The organism is Chryseobacterium sp. CBo1, from assembly GCF_001693475.1.
GTDB lineage: Bacteria > Bacteroidota > Bacteroidia > Flavobacteriales > Weeksellaceae > Chryseobacterium > Chryseobacterium formosense.
Map to the genome: position 1 here is coordinate 41970 of NZ_MAUH01000056.1, position 19679 is coordinate 61648.

Genomic DNA, 19679 nt, shown 5'->3' on the forward strand with positions numbered 1-19679 from the left:
GTTAGAATTTCGGTTTTACAGATTGAACTAAACTATCCATTTTTACTTTTTTAGGTTGTACGGCAGTTCCTGGTTTTATACTTCCAGTTCCTGCAGCAATTACCGTTTCTCCGGTTTTTAACCCCGATTTAATCAAAGCATAATTGTCGATACGGTCGATCACATCAACCACAACATTTCTTGCGGTATCTTTATCAACTTTGTAAACATAAACAATACCTTGTTGTTCGTACGTTGCACTTTCCGGAACTACCAATACATTATCAAAATGTTTAGGGAATCTGATGTTTCCACTGTTTCCATTGCTTAATAATTTCTGAGCATTTGTAAAAACAACTCTGAACTGAATCGTTCCTGTTGTAGGATCTAAAGAACCTGTAATCGCCTCAATTCTACCCTTTTCAGGATAAATACTTCCATTCGCTAACTGAAGTTCAACCATCGGAAGATTTTTGATTTTTTCAGGTAAACTTGCTCCGACTGATTTTTCAAGGAAATCAAAATATGCTTTTTCATTCATTGAGAAATAAGCGAAGATTTCTGAAGTATCTGAAATGGTTGTTAAAGCAGTCTGGTCAGTTGGCCCAACCAAACTTCCTACTTTCAATGGCAATTTTCCGATTACTCCGGAAATCGGAGCACGGATTACCGAATAATCGATATTGGCTTCAACTCCTTTGTAATTGGCAACAGCCTGACTTTTTGCAGCTCTTGCCTGTTGTAATCCTGCCTGAGCCTGAGCTAAATTTGCCTGAGCCGTTTGAAGCTGCACATTGCTGATAATGTTTTTCTGAACCAGTGGTTTTAATTTATTGACTTCCACATTAGCCGCATTTACAGCCGCTTGAGCAGCAGCAATATTTGATTCTGCAGCAGTGATTCCGGCTTTGGAAGCAGCGGCATTTTCAGTAAGAATATTGGTTTCAAGACGAAATAAAGGCTGCCCTTTCGTAACGTACTGCCCTTCATCTACCAAAACCTGAGTGATGTACCCCTGAATTTTTGCTCTCACATCATTATTCACTCTACCTTCAATTGTTGCGGGAAACGTATCGTACCCTACAATATTTTTATTCTCTACCGAAACCACAGGGAAAGGCTTTGGGCCGTCCTGCTTCGGAGCTTCTTTTTTGCAAGCAGTTAAAGAGAAAGCTGCTACAGAAAATAGTATAAGCTTGTTTGTCATTTTATAGTTTATTAAGAGATTCCTGAATATTTTTTATGTTTTTATTTAAAAGTGCTTTGTACACCTCAAATCTTTCATCGGCTTCTTTATGCTCTGTTTTTCTGAAGTTTTTGAGATCATCCAGAAGTTTCAGTTCGTCCTGCATTTTTTGTACAATTTTTTCAAACCTTATTTTTTTATAATCGTCATTGGCGAAAAAATAACGTTTTCTTTCATCCATCTTGTTGACATCGACAATTAATTCAGCATTAAGAAGTAAATTGATACTCGTGGAAACCGAGCTTTTGCTTGCCGAAAAAACTTCGACAAATTCATCAAAAGTAATTCCCACCTTATCAAAATCGAAAATCAGGTAGGAATAAATTTTTGAAGCCAGTGGTGGAAGATTGAGAACAGCACCGTAAAATTTTACAGCATCCTGAAAGATTTTCTCATCTATTTCCAGACTTTTTTTCATTATAGAAAAATTTTTGAACAAATTTAGAAATTAGTTCGGAACTAAACGAACAAACCCAATAGAGTTTATGAATAAATAGTTTCTTAAAGAATCAATGAAATTTGATTTAACCTTTTGCTTTTTTCTACATCAACACTTTTTCAAATGCTTTTCTTATGCCTCCTGCAAGATAAACTTCACCACAATATGTATAACCTTTAGATTCCAAAATTTTCAACATCGCAAGATTATCATAGTTGGTATCAACTTTTATGCTTAAAACATTTTGTGACTTTGTAAAATCTTCAATATAATCGAAGAGTTTTTTTGCAAGTCCTTGTCCTGCAAATTTTTCAGAAACTGCTACTCTATGTACAACCACAAATTCTCCTGTGGTAAGCCATGCCCCTTCAATAGAGCTATAAGCTGGTTCATCATTAAAAATAAATGCTACAAAAACAGCTACTTCCCCATCAACTGTAAGAACATGACCAAATCCTTTTTCCACGTCACTTTCAATAGTTTGCAGATTAGGATATCCGTTTTGCCATTGTTGGCTGCCATCTTTTCTTCTCCTTTCAATAGATTGCTGTATGATTTCCCAGATGGGATTGATGTCTGAGGTTTCGGCTTTCCTGAAATGGATTTCGTTTTTTTGAGTCATAAGAGCTTTGTATTACAAACTTGAAAATTGGGAAATTGCACAATCAGTGCCAAAAAATACCCATTAAAATTTTATTAATAATTGATGCTTTAAGATTATTAAACACCAAAAAACCGAAAATTAACTCTCATTAATTTTCGGTCCGAAGTAGTAAAATTTAAAATTATGAAATTGTTTTTATTGATTTAAATTTTGTTGAAGATAAGCATCTATTACATCAAATGCTTTCTTCTCGTCATGTAAATCTACCATTACTTTCAAAGACGTTGCCGTCGGTGTTGTTGTAAAAGTAAGATAATTATTTTCTACCGCATTAGTGATCTGTGCATCGTCTAGCTTTGATTTGATCAACTGTATTTCTGCAGGTTTATCACTTTCAAAAACTGATACTCTCGTGTTTCTTTCCATATAAAATCCATTTTGAGTATCTAAATATAGAAAGTTTTTTTCAGAATTCCAAATCCTGATGTTTTAAATTTTATTAATGTTATTTTCAATTTTATCTAAAGCAATCTGAATTTCTTCTTTTGTAACATTCAAATGTGGTCTGAATCTGATTGACTGATCGCCGCATGCAAGAATGATTAAGTTATCGTTGTAAAGCTCACTTCTTAGCTGGTCTCTTTGTTCTCCTGACGGAAGATCTATTGCGCACATCAAACCTTTTCCTCTTGCGTTGGATAATTTTTCAGGATATTTCTGAGCTAAATTCTGTAAGCCTTCCAATAGATATTCTCCCACAATATTGGCATTTTCCAGAAGATTTTCTTTTTCGATCACTTCCATCACTAATTGGAAACGAAGCATATCAATAAAGTTACCGCCAAAAGTAGAATTGATTCTTGAGCTTTCTCTGAAAACATTATTCGGAATCTCATCAAACTTTTCTTTATTGGCTAAAACTCCGCAAACCTGAGTTTTTTTACCAAAAGAAATAATATCCGGTGCAATACTTAAATGTTCAAAAGCCCACATTTTACCTGTGATTCCGATTCCTGTCTGTACTTCATCAAAAATTAAAAGAACTTCATGCTCGTCGCAGATATTTCTTAAACCAACAAAAAATTCGTCTCTGAAATGATTATCACCACCTTCAGCCTGAATTGGCTCTATGATGATGCAAGCTACCTTATCTGGATTTGAAAGAATAGCTTCTGTAATCTGAAGCAATGCTAAATTTTCGTTCTTGATTGTTTCTTCTATATTTTCTTCAGTAATGGGAAAATGTAATTTAGGATTCAAAATTCTAGGCCATTCAAACATCGGGAAATACTGATATTTTCTCGGATCAGAAGTATTGGTTAAGCTTAAAGTATAACCGCTTCTTCCGTGAAATGCCTGTCTGAAATGGATACAGATTCCGGCTTCTACATCGAGACCTTTTTCGAAATTTTTTCTTGTTTTCCAGTCAAAACAAGCTTTCATTGCATTTTCAACACCTAAAGAACCGCCTTCAATAAAAAATGCATATTGTAATTCTTTTGGTAAAACTACCCTTTCAAAAACTTCAAGAAAATGAGCATACTCTTTAGAATAAACATCGGCCAAAGTAGGTTTGTTCACGGCCATTTTACCCAACCATTCAGATTTTTCAACCAGATAAGGGTGGTTGTAACCGATGGATGCTGAACCGAACATTGAAAACATATCAAGGAAATTTTTCCCTGAAACGGAATCATGAATCCAGGATCCGTGTGAGTTTTCGATATCCATTACAAAATCAAAACCGTCTGCCAGAACATGTTTCCCTACGGTCTCTTTAACTTTGTTTGACTGAATTTCTAATATATTGCCCATATTAATTTTAGAATTTTTAGTTTGTGTTGAGTTATTTTTGATACGGAATTTTTCATAAAACTTTGTCAAAGATTTAAACTTTGACAAAGTGCAATGATTTATAAATCAAATTTAATTCCCTGAGCCAATGGAAGACTCGCCGTGTAATTGATGGTATTGGTTTGTCTTCTCATGTAGTATTTCCAGACATCAGAACCGGATTCTCTACCGCCTCCTGTTTCTTTTTCACCACCAAAAGCACCACCGATTTCAGCACCTGAAGTTCCGATATTGACGTTTGCAATACCGCAATCTGAACCTGCATGAGAAAGGAATAATTCTGCTTCTCTCAGATTCTGAGTCATAATTGCTGAAGATAAACCTTGCGGAACATCATTCTGAATTGCAATGGCTTCTTCTAAAGTTTTGTATTTAATTAAATATAAAATAGGTGCAAAAGTTTCGTGCTGTACGATTTCGTAAGAGTTTTCAACTTCAGCGATACATGGTTTTACGTAGCAACCTGATTCGTAATCTTTCCCTTCTAAAACACCACCTTCAACAATGAATTTACCACCTTCTTTTTTACATTTTTCAATCGCCAGTTCGTATTGATTTACAGCATCAACATCGATAAGCGGTCCAACATGCATATTTTCATCTAACGGATTTCCGATTTTTAATTGTCCGTAGGCTTTTGCCAAACGGTTTTTCACTTCATCGTAAACAGATTCATGAATAATCAGTCTTCTTGTAGAAGTACATCTTTGCCCTGCAGTTCCTACAGCTCCGAAAACAGCTCCGATAATAGACATATCCAGATCTGCATCTTTGGAAATGATGATGGCATTATTTCCACCCAATTCTAAGATTGATTTACCGAATCTTTCAGCCACTTTAGAAGAAACCATTCTTCCTACTCTTGTAGAACCTGTGAATGAAACCAAGGCAATACGTTTGTCATCTACTAATTTTTGCCCAATCGTGTGATCTGCAACCATTACACTTGAAATTCCTTCTGGAAGATTGTTTTCCTTTAAAACTTCATTCATGATATTTTGGCAGGCAATCGCGCAAAGTGGTGTTTTTTCTGACGGTTTCCAGATCGTTACGTTTCCGCAAATCCATGCTAAAGCGGTGTTCCAAGCCCAAACTGCTACCGGAAAGTTGAACGCGGTAATGATGCTCACAATTCCAAGCGGATGATATTGCTCGTACATTCTGTGTCCCGGTCTTTCGGAATGCATGGTGTATCCGTGAAGCTGTCGTGATAAACCAACAGCAAAATCACAGATGTCGATCATTTCCTGAACTTCACCCAAACCTTCCTGTAAAGATTTACCCATTTCGTAAGAAACGAGTTTACCTAAGTCGTCTTTATATTCTCGTAATTTTTGTCCTAACTGACGTACAATTTCACCTCTTTTTGGCGCAGGCATTGTTCTGAATTCTAAAAATGCTTGCTGAGCAGATTCTATTACTTTGTCGTAATCTTTCTCATTCGATAATTTTACTTTCCCTATTAATCTTCCGTCTGCCGGAGAATAGCTTTCTATAGATTTTCCTGATGCAAAAAATTTCCCTCCTGTAGAAGTTCCTTTATTTTCATCTTTGATTCCTAAATTTTTTAATGATTTTTCAATTCCGAAATCTTTGATTTTTTTTGACATAAAAATGTAACTTTTCGTTTTGCCTAAGATAGAAAATATTATGAAACTGGGAAATTTTAATTTTTTTTAACCTATTTATTATTTGGAATCATTATAAACATGCTTATCTTTGTAGAGCAACATATATTAATTCGGAGATGGAAAATAAGGAAGTTATCAACGATCAGAATACAGAAAAAAGCACAAGATGGAAAAAGATGCTGAAGAAATTCGGGATCTGGGGAATTGTGTTTTTTACGGTAAAAGGTATCATTACTTCTACCCTAATTTATTTCTTAGGTAAAAATTTCTGGACTGTAATCAGCGGTTATTTTACAGGAGCTGCTGAATAAAAAAAGCAAAGAAATTATTCTCTGCTTTTTATTTTTTGTATAAACTAAATTTTATTCTTTTTTCTTTCTCCCCGAATTGATTAGACTCTGATTAAGAAGATATTCTATCTGTCCGTTCACGCTTCTGAACTCATCATTTGCCCATTTTTCGAGAAGTTTATAGGTAGTCTCATCTATCCTTATCACGAAAGATTTTTTGCTTTTGTTTTCGGGAGAGTTCTGAGCTTTCTCTGATTTCATTTTCTTGTTTTTCTAATTGCTAGCTTTTTTGTTTTAACGCAAAGTACGCAAAGATTTTTTTATAATCTGTCTGCTTTTTAAGTTCGCGAAGGCGTTTCACTCAGCAAAGAACGCTGTAATTTCAATAAAATTAATTTTTATAAATACAGTAAATTCTTTTTTTCTCAATCTTAGCCTTAATCTCAACCTTAATTATACAAAGTTCCTGCATTTAAAATAGGTTGTGCCGCTTTTTCACCGCAAAGAACAACCATTAAATTGCTTACCATTGCTGCTTTTCTTTCGTCATCCAATTCAACAATATTTTCTTCTGAAAGTTTCTTTAAAGCTAAATCTACCATTCCCACTGCACCTTCTACGATTTTTGTTCTTGCTGCTACGATGGCTGTTGCCTGCTGTCTCTGAAGCATCGCTCCGGCAATTTCTGAAGCATAGGCTAAGTGCGAAATTCTCGCTTCCTGAATGATAATTCCCGCTTTTGATAATCTGTCAGTTAATTCCTGTTCCAAAATAGAATTGATTTTATCACCGCCTTCTCTCAATGTAATCGGAGCATGGTCGTCTTCTAAATTATCGTAAGGAAAACTCATTGCCAAATGACGAACTGCCGCTTCACTTTGCATTTTTACAAAATCTGAATATCTTTCAACATCAAAAGCTGCTTTGTAAGTATCACCAACTTTCCAAACCATTACAACAGCAATTTCGATTGGATTACCCATTTTGTCATTCACTTTCAACGTCTGTCCCTGCAAGTTTTCAGAACGTAAAGACATTTTTTGAGATGAATAGAGAGGATTAATGAAAAATAGTCCGTTGTCTTTTACGGTTCCTACATATCTTCCGAAAAAGTTGAGTACTCTTGAATGGTTTGGCTGAATAATCATTAAACCTTTCAATAAAAAGCACATTAGAAAGAATGCAACAATTGAGATGATAATATAAGTTACGTCAACATTTTCTCCATCATTAATCCCTGTTACAAAAAGATACGCTGAAACTCCTAATAAGATTAATGAGAGGATTAATGCCAAATAACCTGACATTGGTTTTAAAACTTTTTCCATGATTGTAATTTTTAAAGTGATATTATTTTGATATCATAAAGATATAGATAAATTTTGAATGATAATGATTATTTTAAAATTAATTTAATATTCTTAAGCACAAAAAAATCCCGAAAATTACTTTCGGGATTCTGTATTTATATTCAGTTAAAAATTTATTTCTTTTTTAAAGCAACAAATTTAAAGTAAGATATTACTGATAAGGTAAACATGGTTGCGAGACCGATGTACACCCAAGCCGGAACCGGAACCGGATCTCCCGCTGCATAAGAGTGGAGTCCGCTCAGATAATAATTTACCCCAAAATAGGTCATTACCATTGAGCAGAAAGCAAACATTGTTGCTACGTGAAATGCCCATCTGCTTCTCAAGCCCGGAACTAATCTCATGTGTAAAACAAATGCATAGACCATGATCGAGATAAATGCCCAGGTTTCTTTCGGATCCCAGCTCCAGTATCTTCCCCAAGATTCGTTTGCCCAGATTCCGCCTAAGAAATTCCCTACCGTTAAAGCAAAAAGTCCGATAGTTAAAGACATTTCAGATACAATTGCCAATTCTTTTAAGGTAGAATCGTTATGTAATTTGAATTTATTTTTATCCGTAATAATATAGAATACCAATGAAATCACTGCAATAATCATTGATAGTGCAAAGAAGCCGTAACTCGATACAATAATAGCAACGTGTACGATCAGCCAATAGGATTTCAGAACAGGAACTAATGGCGTAATCTGTGGATCAAGCGCTGAACCTCCATGAGCAAACCCCATCATAATGACTGCAACCATAAATCCTGCAGCCGGAATTAATGCGTTTGAAGTGTTTCCTTTTTTGATAAGTTTTACTATAGAATCAGATGTTGTTTTGTTGAAATTTGGCTTTCCGAATCCGAAATAGAACATTAAACCTGCCGAAATTCCGACCCAAGAAATAAAGATAATAGCTTCATAACCATTACTCCAAGGAGCGTGACCGGAAATGTACCATCTTGCAATCAATCCTAAGAAATGGCAGATATAGCCAACAATTCCGATATAAATAATTGCTTTGATGATTTTATTAAGAGTTTTATTAGGTTTAAACAATTCCACAAAACCTAAAATCAATAACAATCCACCCACCAAAGTATAGAAAATCAATAATTTAAAATTGATATCTGCTTTATTCATGAATACTTCCAGATTAACTTTTGATTCTGAAGGAACAACTGCTTTCCCCCATTTTTGTTGATAATCTGATAATTTTTTCAACTCAGCATCCGCTTTGCTCCAGTCTCCAGTTTTTTGTGCCTGAAGTGCTTCTGCGAAATAAGGACCCATCACTTTCTGAGATTCCATATCGGGTTCCATTTTCTGGTCAAGCCAAGAATGCCAAGTATGATTCGGGTCATTTTTCACAGGAACAATTCTCATAAACTGTCCGCTGAAGAATTCGTTGAAGATCTGAACTCTTTCGTTTAGTTTAATAACTTGCTTGTCGTATTCAGATTGTTCTGCCGGCTTTTTACGGAATGCAGTATTGTATTCTGCATCTAAAATATAAGTAAGATTTCCGTTGGCATCAGAAGGGAAAAGATTCATTAAAGATGTGTAACCGTCTTCATCAGCTTTTGTTATTCTCAAAAGTTCTTTTCCGCCTTTTGCATCAACTTTAATCAACGGAACCATTGTCCAACTTGGCGTGTCTGTATTAATCGACAAAAACCATTGTTCAGCTGTTAAATATTTTCCGTCGGTTCCTTTAAATTTATCTTTTTTGTAAAGTTTTCTTAAAACATCTAAAGCCTGCGTGTTGATCGGAACGATTCTACCTTCATAATTCTGTACCAAAAGGTAGCCGAATTTATCTGCATGCTCTTTGGTGATCTTGTTTCTGGCAATAATTTCGTCAGGCGAAATCATTCTCATTTTTGAAAGCGGAGCTGCTAAAGAATTCTGTTGATTTCCTCGTGGCTGAACAGTTTGAGGAGCAGCTTCATGAGTATGACCATCTCCTTCTACATGTACATGTTCCCTGCTTCCGTCACTTGTTCCGTGCGTTTCAATTTTCTGAGCAGTTAATGTTAAACTTAAAAATAGTAAAACAACTGTTGCTGCTCTTTTCTGATTGATGTCTTTCAGCATTTTGTTAAGCTTCCAGAAGTGAGTTCCTTTCCAGAAAAATATTACAAACATCCCTCCAAATAAAAGTGCATAACCGATATATGAAATCAAAGTTCCCCAAAAATCATGATTTACAGACAATAAAGTTCCCATTCTGTCTGGTGTATAACTTGCCTGGAAGAAGCGGTATCCTTTATAATTAAGAACATTGTTCATATAGATTTTATATGGAGTCTGTTTTCCTTCGTCAATAATTTTAATATGACTTTCATAAGCACTCGGAGATGAACTTCCCGGATATGTTTCCATCACGAAATCATCAAGTTTAATTGCGAAAGGCGTTGTGTAAATTTTAGGACCAAAACCTACCATAATATTTAAACCATCCATTGTTACTTGTTTGTAAGCATTAGGATTTCCTCTTTCTACAGAAAGTTCTACGATTTGCTTTGTTTTAGGACCTTCAATTTCGATCGTCATTGCATCGGGAACATTCTGGTCTTTCTTTTTGTCTCCTTCGAAAGCCATTAATTTTCCTTTTCTCAGAGGTTCAGGAACAACCAATTTCAATTCATTAATGCTGTATAAACTTCTTAAAACCAAAGGTTGGTATTGGTCTTTCGTCGTATTTCCTGTTGCCTGAGTGGCCATTGTCATGTAAGTTGCATCAACAGGAGTTTTAATGAACATTTGTCCGTTTTCTTTTTTGAATTCTACGGCTCCATCAATCGCTCTGTTGAAAGTTACCAAAGTTCCGTTGATCGATTTTGTTTCTCCGGATTTGATGTAAATATTCTGTCTTCCAGTTTCTGCGGTTGATACCAAATGAAGATATTCTTGCCCATTTGCATCAGCAACCAGACTGTCTTTTTTTCTCTGAACATAATCCAGAGTTTTTACTTTGACAGGTTTTCCGTGGAAATCGTAAGTCGCTTTGAAATCTTTGTGCAAAGGCGACATCAGATAAGGAACATCCTGATAATTTAAAACATCTCCTTTGTCTTCAATCTGAATTTTAAAGAATTGCTTATCGGTTACAATTTCGTTTGAAGTTTCACCTTCTCGGATGCTCATTTGCCCTTCAAAGCTGATGTATCTTGTAATTGCGCCCCCAATGAAAATAAAAACAAAGGCAAGGTGGAAAACCAAAACCGGCCATTTTTCTCTTTTCCAAAGACGGTATCTTCCGATATTTCCGATAAAGTTGATGATTAGGAGAAGCATAATGAGTTCAAACCATTTTGCTTCATAGATTAAGGCTTTTGCGGTCGGTGTTCCGTAATCGTTTTCAAGGAACGTCGCATAAGCCATGGAAAATGCGTAAACCAGCAATAGAACAGCCATTGTTCTGGTTGAAATAAGAATATCTTGGATCTTCTTCATGATTTTTTTACTTGACATGCAAAAATAAGGATGATAAACCGAAAGGAGGTTAAAAAAAGCTGTTTTTTGTCATTTAAAAAGGGATTTGGCTTATTTTGAAGCGTTCTTAATAAGCTTGTTTTTATTAAATAAAACATAAAATTTAAGCATAATTTCATTCATGAAATATCACATCAAAAAACAAACGTGTTTTCCTCTAAAAAATATTTAAAATCTAAAAAAAACATTAAATTTGCGCAGACTGACATTATGGAAAAGAAATCACAGAAAAATCAAACACAGACGCCTGAAACAGGCAAAATCTTATCAAAATCACGTATTTTTTTCGGATTGACATTCATTGTTTTTGCCGGAGTGCTTACGCTGTCTTTTATTTCTTATCTAATGAATTGGAAAGCAGATCAGAGCCAGGCCGGAACAATGCTTGATAAGACGATAAAATCATCCAACATCTTCGGAAAGCTTGGCGATTGGCTCGGAAATATTTTTATTTTCGAAAGCATTGGTGTCGCTTCTTTCATCATTGCTTTTCTTTTTGTGGTTTTCGGAACAATGATTTTAAAGAAAAAAATCTTTAAACCGTGGATGACTTTCGGGCATTCTTTATTCTTTATCTGTTGGTTGCCGATTTTATTCGGAGCGATTACGAAAGGACAAGGTGTTTTAAGCGGAGTTTACGGTTACCAGATTATGGATTCTCTGGCTGCAATTATTGGAAGTGTTGGTCTTTGGGTTGTTTTAATTGTGAGTATTGCGCTTTATTTTATTCTGGAATTTAATCTTCGCCCGAGTTCAATCAAAGCGAAGCTTGATACTATCAACGAAAATACGATAGGAAAAGTAAAATCGATGATGCCAAACTCTGAGCAGAATTTTGATGCAGACCAGGAATTGGAAGATGAGATCAACGAAAATCCTTCTAATATTACAGTAACAGATTTATCTGAGACCGTGGAAATTCAATCTCCAAAAAGAGAATCTCCGTTCAAGGAAACTAAAAAGGAAGCAGAAGTTGAAACCATCGTAACTCCGAATCAGACTTCTTTTGAAGACGAAAAAGTAGAAATTCCACAAACAGTTAATTTAAATCTTGATACAAAACCAGTAATTCCCGCTGTAAAACCGGAAGATGCTTTTGAAGTTCATTCTAATTTTTCTGCACCTGCAACTGAAGATATTAAATTTAAAGTAGAAGTTGCTCCCGTAATTGATATTGTTGATGATTCAGAGAAACAATCTCAGGAATTGGTTGATAAGCATGGCTTGTATGATCATCGCTTAGATTTGGCAAAATTCCAAATGCCGCCAATCGATTTATTGAAAGATTATGGAAATGAAGAAATTTCAATCAATAAAGAAGAATTAGAGGAAAATAAAAATAAAATTGTTGGTCTTTTAAAGAACTTCAACGTTGGAATTGCTGAAATTAAGGCGACGATCGGACCAACAGTTACTTTGTACGAAATTGTTCCCGAAGCAGGAATCAGAGTAGCATCCATTAAAAAATTACAGGATGATATTGCGTTGAATCTTTCTGCTCTTGGAATCAGAATTATTGCACCAATGCCTGGAAAAGGAACAATTGGTATTGAAGTTCCGAGAAAAAATCCTACGATGGTTTCTATGAGATCGGTTATTGCTTCTCAGAAATTCCAGAATACCGATATGGATTTGCCTGTGGTTTTCGGAAAAACAATTTCAAATGAAGTATTTATGGCAGATTTGTCTAAAATGCCTCACCTTTTGATGGCGGGAGCAACAGGACAGGGGAAATCTGTCGGAATTAATGCAATCCTTACATCCCTGCTTTACAAAAAACATCCAAGCGAACTGAAATTCGTCATGGTGGATCCTAAAAAAGTGGAACTTTCATTATATTCAAAAATTGAAAGACATTATTTAGCAAAACTTCCGGATTCTGATGATGCCATTATTACGGATACCAATAAAGTAATCAACACCTTGAATTCTCTTTGCGTTGAAATGGATCAGCGTTATGATTTGCTTAAAAATGCGTTCTGTAAAAACTTAAAAGAATACAACAAAAAATTTGCAGAAAGAAAACTAAATCCTGAAAACGGACACCGTTATTTACCATACATCGTTTTGGTCGTTGACGAATTTGCAGATTTAATTATGACCGCAGGAAAAGAAGTTGAACTTCCGATTGCCAGATTGGCGCAGTTGGCAAGAGCAGTTGGAATTCATTTAATTGTTGCCACACAAAGACCTTCCGTAAATGTAATTACCGGTATGATTAAAGCGAATTTCCCGGCAAGAGCTGCGTTCAGAGTGATTTCAAGTGTGGATTCCAGAACGATTTTAGATTCTACGGGTGCAGATCAGTTGATTGGTAAAGGAGATATGCTTTACTTTAACGGAAATGAAATTTTAAGATTACAGTGTGCTTTTGTTGATACTCCCGAAGTTGAAAAACTGGCTGAGTTTATCGGTGAACAAAAAGGGTATGCTTCTGCGTTCTTACTTCCTGAATTTGTTTCTGAAGAAGCTACAAGCACAGTTGGCGCGTTTGATCCCAATGAAAAAGATGCTTTGTTTGAAGAGGCAGCAAGAATTATTGTTTCAACACAACAAGGTTCTACTTCTATGCTTCAGAGACAATTGAAATTGGGTTACAACAGAGCCGGAAGAATTATGGATCAGCTTGAAGCAAGCGGTATCGTTGGTGGATTTAATGGAGCCAAAGCAAGAGAAGTTCTCATCAGTGATCTGCATTCTTTGGAACAGTTTTTGGAAGATTTGCGAAGCTAAATTCAGAAAGATAATTTTTAACTTTCAGTTTGAATGAAAGTCTAAAGAATAGAAAAATTAGAAAAATAAAATGAAAAAAATAATTTCAAAAGTAGTTTTAGGGGTATTTGTAGTGGGAAGTATGAGTTTTGTAGAGGCTCAGAAAATTGATGCTAAAGCAAAGAAAATTTTAGATGATATTACAGCAAACTACAATTCTAAGAAAAACTCATATTTTAAATTTGCATTCGGAAGCGGAACGAACGGAGCTGTTTCTAAAACTGAACCGGGAATCTATTATTCTGCAGGAGACAAGTATAAGTTGAAGATCATGGAAACCGAGCAGATTTTTGACGGAAACAAAATCTACAACATCAATACGGAAGACATGGAGGTAACAGTGGCAAAACCTAATGCAAACACAGCTATGTTTTCTCCGATCAACTATCTTACTTCATACAGAAATGATTATAACGTTTCTTACAGCGGTAAAAAAACAGTAGATGGAGTAAGTGCAGATTTAATTAAATTAACTCCGGTAAAAGCAAACGGATTGAAATACATTTATCTTTATGTAGATTCATCGAAAAAGCAGATGCTGAAACTGGAACAGTTTGGAAACAACAAAGACATTTCTGTAATTTCTATTAAAGAATATAAAGAAAATCAGCAATTAGATCCGAATATGTTTGTCTATGACAAGAATAAATACAAGAATTATCTGGTTACAGAATTATAATTCTAAATAAATATTAAAATTTAAAGTCACAAAGAAAACTTTGTGGCTTTTTCATTAATTTTGGCGAATGTTTAAAATATTAGACCGATATATCATCAAGACCTTTTTTGGTCCGTTTTTATTTATATTCAGTGTTCTGTTTTTTATATTTATTGTAAACATTATCTGGATTCAGCTGGGTCAGTTTATGGGTAAAGGTTTAACGACGTTACAGATCATGAAGCTCCTTTTTTATCTCGGGGTAAGTGTAGTAAGTATGGTTTTGCCTTTAACGATTCTCCTGGCGAGTATCATGTCTTTTGGTGAACTGGGAGAACGTTACGAACTTGCTGCAATGAAAGCTGCCGGAATTTCTTTAACGCGTGTGATGATGCCGCTTTTAGGTGTAACCACTGTTCTGGCTATCCTACTCTATTTCTTTTCGAATAATATTATTCCGGATTTTCAGAGAAAAGCAAAGAATATGCTTTTTAATATTGCACAGACTAAACCTGCCCTGAATTTTACGCCCGGACAATTTATTGATCAGATCCCCGGTTTCATGGTGAAATTTGATAAAATTAAAGGAGAAGAAGGAAGAGATCTTGAAGGTATTTTTATTCATAAAAAAGCGAGTAATTTCGAAAATCAACAAACCATTGTTGCTGAGAAAGGAAAATTTGCCAATGCAAAAAACCCGAAATTCATGCAGCTGATTTTATACAATGGATATGTCATCGAAGACAGCCATGCCGGAAAATCAGATCTTGTCAGAGCAAAACAACCCGATCAGACAACAAAATTCGATACGCTAATTACCCATTTCGACATTAGTGAGCTTATTGATAAAGCTATCGAAAAAGAACAGATTACCGATGATTATCGTTTTGAAACTTTTACACAGCTCTTTAAAACCATTGATAAGGCAAAGAAAGACAACACCAAAACTGTAGACAATATCAGTAATGATCTCATTAGCCAAACCAATGCTGTCGTTACGTACATGGATAAAAATAAAACCAAAGCTCCGGTAAAATCACAGTACAAATTAGATTCTATAAAAGGAGATAAAAAGCTTCAGATTCTTAGTAATGCTTATTCAAGGCTTGATAATTTAAAGGCAAATTTAGATTCCAAAAATAAAGAGCTGGATCCGAGTATAAAATATTTCAGTAAAGTAGTTATTTATCAGCAGAGAATTCTTACTTATTCTTTTACCTGTATTATTTTCTTTATGATCGGGGCGAGTTTGGGATCAATTATCAGAAAAGGAGGAATGGGAGTTCCTGTAATTATTGCGATTGTGATTTTCATTATTTTTTATGTCATTAACGTTGGTTTCGAAAACGTTGCATGGTCGGGAAAAATGAGTCCTTATCTTGCAGCATGGCTTCCGAATATCATCTTATTCCCTTTTGGAGTTTGGATGACTTACAAAGCTTTGACCGACTCTCAGTTGTTTGATTCTGAAAAGTACAAAGCATTCTTCAAACCCATTACACGGGTTTTTGTCAAACAGAAGGAACATAAACGTTATCAATAATATTAAATCCGAAATTTATTTTTCGGATTTTTTTATAAAGTTTGATTAAAAAATTACGATTTAATTCATATTCAAAGATTGTTTATCTTTTCTTGTTTTCATTATTTTCGCAGCAGATTTATTATAACTAAATGAAAAGAGCTTTAATTGCAATACTGATTTCCGGAACATTATTTACTTCTTGTGTTTCTACAAAAGTGAGCCGCAACAACAATTTTGACTATTCAGTTTTAAAAGCCGATAAAAATTATATTATAGAAACCGGGGACGGAAATAAAATAAGGGCTTTTAAATATTTAAACCAGGATGATCTCTCCTTATCCGGAAGTATCGAAGGAAAAGAAATTTCTATAGAAAAGAACCAGATCAAAAGAATTCTGAAACCAAGCACAGGCAAAACTTTAGGATTGGTTGTCGGAATCATTGGAGCCGCTGTAGTTATTCCTGCTTATGCGGGGAATCGTCCGGTTGGTCAATAAAGAATTGCACATTTTTTGCTGCTCTCAAAAAAGCAAAATATTAATCAATGAAAAAACTCATTTTATTACCGGCTGTTGTTCTGTTATTTTCGTGTGAAAACAAAAAGAATGATTCAACAGAAGGAAAATCTTCAACCGATACTTTAAAAACGGTTTCAAATAAAGATTCTTTAGACAAAAACAATTCTCCGCAAACGGTTGATGAAATCAAAGCTGAATTTACTTTATTAAATAATCTATTAATTGCTAAAAAGCTCGATTCTACAGGCTTTGAGTATGAATGCAATGAAGTTTCGGGAAATGTTGTTTATTATACTTCAAACGGAGAATTGAAAAGCATTAAACATTTTCACGGTGACAGTCATTTTTCTTCTGTAGAAAATTATTATCTGAAAAACGGGAAGCCTTATTTTATTTTTAAAGATGATACGCTTTGGAATTTTGACGGCGGAACTCCCGAAAAACCGGAAACAAAAGATGATATTGAGCAACAAAGAATCTATATCGTAAACGATAAAGCAATAGAATGTCTGGAAAAAAAATATACCATTAGATCCAGCTCCAAAAACAATCCGAATCCTGATAATATTCAGAATGTTCCGAGTAAAAATTGTTCTTATTCAGAATTGCAGAAAACTTTTGAAGTTCTTTTGAAGAACAAGGATAAAAAAGGAAAATCCGACTGTATTCTATAAAAACAAAAAGAGGCTTCAATTGAAACCTCTTTTTTTATTTTCAAACCGAAAATTATACCTTCATAATTTCAGCTTCCTTCGTCTTCAAATGGTCGTCACAAGACTTCACATATTTATCGGTAAGCTCTTGAATAGTTGCTTCTACATTTTTTACTAAATCTTCAGAAACACCTTCTAGTTTTTTAAGTTCTTTCAAACCGTTTTGTCTGGCATTTCTTACAACGATTTTTGTATCTTCAGTTTCCCCTTTAGCCTGTTTTGCCAATTCTTTTCTTCTGTCCTCTGTTAAAGGTGGTACATTAAGGATAATGTTTTCACCATTATTAGAAGGTGCAAATCCTAAATTAGAATTGATAATCGCTTTTTCGATAGCATTAATCGCAGTTCTGTCCCAAGGTTGAATAGAAATGGTCATTGCATCCGGAATAGAAACGTTCGCAACCTGGTTTAGAGGAGTTTGAGCACCGTAGTATTCTACCATCACATCCTGAACCATGCTTGTAGACGCACGTCCCGCTCTGATTCTTTGAAATGCGTGATCCAAATGCTTAATAGCTGCATCCATGTCTTGTTGTACAGATTCTACGATAAGATCTAATTCTTCCATTACTATAATAAAATTTGATATGTTACACATGTGTTAAAGATTCAAGTTAAAAGATACAAGAAAAAAGTAAATAATAGATCAGATTTCAGTTTAATCACATCAATTCACCTTGAGTCTTTTTTCTTCTTCCTTGGCTCTTTTTTAAAGATCAACTAATGTTCCAATATTTTCTCCGTCTACGATCTTAAGAAGGTTACCGTCTTTATTCATATCGAAAACGATGATTGGAAGTTTATTTTCGTGGCTTAAAGTAAAGGCAGTCATATCCATTACCTTAAGATCTTTTTCAAAAACTTCTTCGAAAGTTAAAGAGTTATATTTTACTGCATTTTCGTTTTTCTCAGGATCGCTGTCGTAGATCCCGTCTACTCTTGTTCCTTTAAGAATAACATCAGCTCCGATTTCGATTGCTCTTAGCGTTGCTGCAGTATCTGTTGTGAAATATGGGTTTCCCGTTCCGGCTCCGAAGATCACTACTCTGCCTTTTTCAAGATGTCTTACGGCTCTTCTTTTGATGAAAGGTTCAGCCACTTTATCCATTTCAATGGCAGATTGTAATCTGGTTTTGATTCCTGCATCTTCCAAAGCCCCTTGTAAAGCCATTCCGTTGATTACGGTTGCAAGCATTCCCATGTAGTCACCCTGCACTCTGTCCATCCCTTTTGCAGCTCCTGCTACTCCACGGAAAATATTTCCTCCTCCTATCACAATTGCGATTTCACAACCTCTGTCAACCACTTTTTTGATCTCCTGAGCATATTCCATCAGTCTGTCATTATCAATACCGTATTGTCTGTTCCCCATTAATGCCTCACCGCTCAGTTTCAGAAGGATTCTTTTATATTTCATCTTTAATTTTAATAATAGTTTTCAAGTATTAATCTCCCCGGAAATTAACTTTGCAAATATAATCATTATAAATATTGAAAAAAGAAAAATATTATACATAAAATAATCGTCGAAATATTTTGATAAGTAGCAAAAAGAATTATTTTTGCATTAATTAAATAATGATTTGAAGAAAGTTCTAATTTTTTCACTATTTCTTTCGGGAATTGTTTCATTTGCACAAACTGGAACAAACGTTTATTCTTTCTTAAATATTCCTGTCTCAGCAAGACAGGCTGCTTTAGGTGGTGATGCAATAACAATAAGAGATTATGACGTTTCTTTTGCTATTGCCAATCCTGCTTTGCTGAATAAAGATTCCGACAAACAGCTTTCAGTAAATGCTGCAACCTATCTTGCCGACTCCAAATTCGGAACCATTGCTTTTGCAAAGGATCTTGATAACGGTCATATGGTTACAGTGAATGCGCGATATTTAGGCTATGGAAATATTCCGAGAACCGATGAAAGCGGCTTTGAAATGGGAGAATTTTCTGCTTCAGATGTTGCTGTTGGAGCCGGTTATGCCTATCAGTTCGAAGAAGACTGGACGATTGGTGGTGGATTGAATTTTATTACTTCAAAAATTGATACCTACACTTCTTCCGCTTTATCGGGAACTGCAGGAATTACTTACCACAATAAACAAAGTAAAGAAGTTGCGTCTGTTGTTTTCAGAAACTTCGGATATCAGTTTAAATCTTTCAACGGAGAGCGGGAAAATCTTCCATTCAGAATAGATTTGGGTTATACTAAAATATTAAAGAACTTCCCTCTTGCTGTAACCATTACAGCACACGATCTTCAACAATTTGATATTTCTGAAGAATATAATGTGAACGGACAAGAAGTAGGTTTCGGAAGAAAACTGGCCGATCACTTTTCAATCGGAGCTGAATTGTTTCCTGAAAAAGGATTCAATATCAGATTGGGTTACAACGTAAGACGCGGAAATGAACTTGTTGTTCAGGATCAGAGAAGTTTTACGGGGCTTTCTGGAGGATTTGGTATAAAAATTTCCAAGTTCCGTTTAGATTATGCTCATGTGAGATATCATAATTCTTCTAATGTCAACCAAATTGGTATTTCTGTCGACTTAAGCGGTCACAGAGGAGAATAATTTCTTTCAAAATTTATAA

General features: G+C 34.9%; 18 protein-coding genes. 7 read left to right on the forward strand and 11 right to left on the reverse strand.

Features of this window, described 5'->3' with window-relative positions; translation table 11 throughout:
• Position 1: 1 nt before the first annotated feature.
• The 6 genes from BA768_RS17990 to BA768_RS18015 all read right to left on the reverse strand — a co-directional run bounded on the left by BA768_RS17990 (position 2) and on the right by BA768_RS18015 (position 5732).
• Positions 2–1186: an efflux RND transporter periplasmic adaptor subunit gene (locus BA768_RS17990; protein WP_065721878.1), complete on the reverse strand. Its 1185-nt coding sequence runs from the start codon at positions 1184–1186 to the stop codon at positions 2–4.
• A gap of 1 nt (position 1187) precedes the next feature.
• Positions 1188–1643 carry a transcriptional regulator gene (locus tag BA768_RS17995; RefSeq protein WP_065721879.1) on the reverse strand — a complete coding sequence of 152 codons (456 nt, stop codon included), beginning with the start codon at positions 1641–1643 and terminating at the stop codon, positions 1188–1190.
• Between the two features lie 124 nt (positions 1644–1767).
• On the reverse strand, positions 1768–2286 hold the full coding sequence (locus tag BA768_RS18000) for a GNAT family N-acetyltransferase (protein ID WP_065721880.1): 519 nt from the start codon (positions 2284–2286) through the stop codon (positions 1768–1770).
• A 177-nt stretch (positions 2287–2463) separates the two neighbouring features.
• Complete coding sequence (locus BA768_RS18005) at positions 2464–2694, reverse strand: DUF2007 domain-containing protein (RefSeq protein WP_034676346.1); 231 nt, start codon at positions 2692–2694, stop codon at positions 2464–2466.
• 63 nt (positions 2695–2757) lie between these two features.
• Positions 2758–4083: an L-lysine 6-transaminase gene (gene lat, locus BA768_RS18010; RefSeq protein ID WP_065721964.1), complete on the reverse strand. Its 1326-nt coding sequence runs from the start codon at positions 4081–4083 to the stop codon at positions 2758–2760.
• A gap of 98 nt (positions 4084–4181) precedes the next feature.
• Positions 4182–5732, reverse strand: a complete 1551-nt coding sequence (locus BA768_RS18015; RefSeq protein ID WP_065721881.1) for an aldehyde dehydrogenase family protein — start codon at positions 5730–5732, stop codon at positions 4182–4184.
• 137 nt (positions 5733–5869) lie between these two features.
• On the opposite strand from BA768_RS18015, the gene BA768_RS18020 reads away from it, so the two are divergent.
• Positions 5870–6064, forward strand: a complete 195-nt coding sequence (locus BA768_RS18020) for a hypothetical protein (protein ID WP_034676352.1) — start codon at positions 5870–5872, stop codon at positions 6062–6064.
• 51 nt (positions 6065–6115) lie between these two features.
• Here the strand turns inward: BA768_RS18020 and BA768_RS18025 are convergent, their stop codons facing one another.
• The 3 genes from BA768_RS18025 to ccsA form a co-directional block, all read right to left on the reverse strand.
• Positions 6116–6304: a hypothetical protein gene (locus BA768_RS18025; protein ID WP_034676354.1), complete on the reverse strand. Its 189-nt coding sequence runs from the start codon at positions 6302–6304 to the stop codon at positions 6116–6118.
• A gap of 188 nt (positions 6305–6492) precedes the next feature.
• Positions 6493–7371, reverse strand: a complete 879-nt coding sequence (locus BA768_RS18030; RefSeq protein ID WP_034676356.1) for an SPFH domain-containing protein — start codon at positions 7369–7371, stop codon at positions 6493–6495.
• 155 nt (positions 7372–7526) lie between these two features.
• Positions 7527–10859 carry a cytochrome c biogenesis protein CcsA gene (ccsA, locus tag BA768_RS18035; protein ID WP_065721882.1) on the reverse strand — a complete coding sequence of 1111 codons (3333 nt, stop codon included), beginning with the start codon at positions 10857–10859 and terminating at the stop codon, positions 7527–7529.
• Between the two features lie 249 nt (positions 10860–11108).
• Between ccsA and BA768_RS18040 the strand changes: the two genes are divergently transcribed.
• The 5 genes from BA768_RS18040 to BA768_RS18060 all read left to right on the forward strand — a co-directional run bounded on the left by BA768_RS18040 (position 11109) and on the right by BA768_RS18060 (position 17045).
• Complete coding sequence (locus tag BA768_RS18040) at positions 11109–13631, forward strand: DNA translocase FtsK (protein WP_065721883.1); 2523 nt, start codon at positions 11109–11111, stop codon at positions 13629–13631.
• A gap of 70 nt (positions 13632–13701) precedes the next feature.
• The gene (locus BA768_RS18045; RefSeq protein WP_034676366.1) at positions 13702–14349 is read left to right on the forward strand and encodes a LolA family protein; all 648 of its coding nucleotides are present in this window, start codon (positions 13702–13704) and stop codon (positions 14347–14349) included.
• A gap of 67 nt (positions 14350–14416) precedes the next feature.
• A complete protein-coding gene (locus tag BA768_RS18050) occupies positions 14417–15871 on the forward strand; it encodes an LptF/LptG family permease (protein WP_065721884.1) in 1455 nt (484 codons plus the stop codon).
• A 131-nt stretch (positions 15872–16002) separates the two neighbouring features.
• Entirely contained in the window at positions 16003–16350 is a 348-nt protein-coding gene (locus BA768_RS18055; RefSeq protein WP_034676371.1) for a hypothetical protein, read from the forward strand.
• 47 nt (positions 16351–16397) lie between these two features.
• Positions 16398–17045: a hypothetical protein gene (locus BA768_RS18060; RefSeq protein ID WP_065721885.1), complete on the forward strand. Its 648-nt coding sequence runs from the start codon at positions 16398–16400 to the stop codon at positions 17043–17045.
• Positions 17046–17097: 52 nt separating this feature from the next.
• Here the strand turns inward: BA768_RS18060 and frr are convergent, their stop codons facing one another.
• Together frr and pyrH are read right to left on the reverse strand one after the other, a co-directional pair.
• Complete coding sequence (gene frr / locus BA768_RS18065; protein WP_065721886.1) at positions 17098–17652, reverse strand: ribosome recycling factor; 555 nt, start codon at positions 17650–17652, stop codon at positions 17098–17100.
• 141 nt (positions 17653–17793) lie between these two features.
• On the reverse strand, positions 17794–18501 hold the full coding sequence (pyrH, locus tag BA768_RS18070; RefSeq protein WP_034676378.1) for a UMP kinase: 708 nt from the start codon (positions 18499–18501) through the stop codon (positions 17794–17796).
• Positions 18502–18667: 166 nt separating this feature from the next.
• On the opposite strand from pyrH, the gene porQ reads away from it, so the two are divergent.
• Positions 18668–19660 carry a type IX secretion system protein PorQ gene (gene porQ / locus BA768_RS18075; protein ID WP_034676380.1) on the forward strand — a complete coding sequence of 331 codons (993 nt, stop codon included), beginning with the start codon at positions 18668–18670 and terminating at the stop codon, positions 19658–19660.
• Positions 19661–19679: the final 19 nt, after the last annotated feature.

Coding starts and splice junctions, on each gene's coding strand:
- BA768_RS18000 (WP_065721880.1), bottom strand. CDS start 2,286: ATGACTCAAAAAAACGAAATCCATTTCAGGAAAGCCGAAACCTCAGAC.
- pyrH (WP_034676378.1), bottom strand. CDS start 18,501: ATGAAATATAAAAGAATCCTTCTGAAACTGAGCGGTGAGGCATTAATG.
- lat (WP_065721964.1), bottom strand. CDS start 4,083: ATGGGCAATATATTAGAAATTCAGTCAAACAAAGTTAAAGAGACCGTA.
- BA768_RS18015 (WP_065721881.1), bottom strand. CDS start 5,732: ATGTCAAAAAAAATCAAAGATTTCGGAATTGAAAAATCATTAAAAAAT.
- BA768_RS18050 (WP_065721884.1), top strand. CDS start 14,417: ATGTTTAAAATATTAGACCGATATATCATCAAGACCTTTTTTGGTCCG.
- BA768_RS18030 (WP_034676356.1), bottom strand. CDS start 7,371: ATGGAAAAAGTTTTAAAACCAATGTCAGGTTATTTGGCATTAATCCTC.
- ccsA (WP_065721882.1), bottom strand. CDS start 10,859: ATGAAGAAGATCCAAGATATTCTTATTTCAACCAGAACAATGGCTGTT.
- BA768_RS18005 (WP_034676346.1), bottom strand. CDS start 2,694: ATGGAAAGAAACACGAGAGTATCAGTTTTTGAAAGTGATAAACCTGCA.
- BA768_RS18020 (WP_034676352.1), top strand. CDS start 5,870: ATGGAAAATAAGGAAGTTATCAACGATCAGAATACAGAAAAAAGCACA.
- BA768_RS18055 (WP_034676371.1), top strand. CDS start 16,003: ATGAAAAGAGCTTTAATTGCAATACTGATTTCCGGAACATTATTTACT.
- BA768_RS18040 (WP_065721883.1), top strand. CDS start 11,109: ATGGAAAAGAAATCACAGAAAAATCAAACACAGACGCCTGAAACAGGC.
- BA768_RS18045 (WP_034676366.1), top strand. CDS start 13,702: ATGAAAAAAATAATTTCAAAAGTAGTTTTAGGGGTATTTGTAGTGGGA.
- BA768_RS18025 (WP_034676354.1), bottom strand. CDS start 6,304: ATGAAATCAGAGAAAGCTCAGAACTCTCCCGAAAACAAAAGCAAAAAA.
- BA768_RS17995 (WP_065721879.1), bottom strand. CDS start 1,643: ATGAAAAAAAGTCTGGAAATAGATGAGAAAATCTTTCAGGATGCTGTA.
- frr (WP_065721886.1), bottom strand. CDS start 17,652: ATGGAAGAATTAGATCTTATCGTAGAATCTGTACAACAAGACATGGAT.
- BA768_RS18060 (WP_065721885.1), top strand. CDS start 16,398: ATGAAAAAACTCATTTTATTACCGGCTGTTGTTCTGTTATTTTCGTGT.
- BA768_RS17990 (WP_065721878.1), bottom strand. CDS start 1,186: ATGACAAACAAGCTTATACTATTTTCTGTAGCAGCTTTCTCTTTAACT.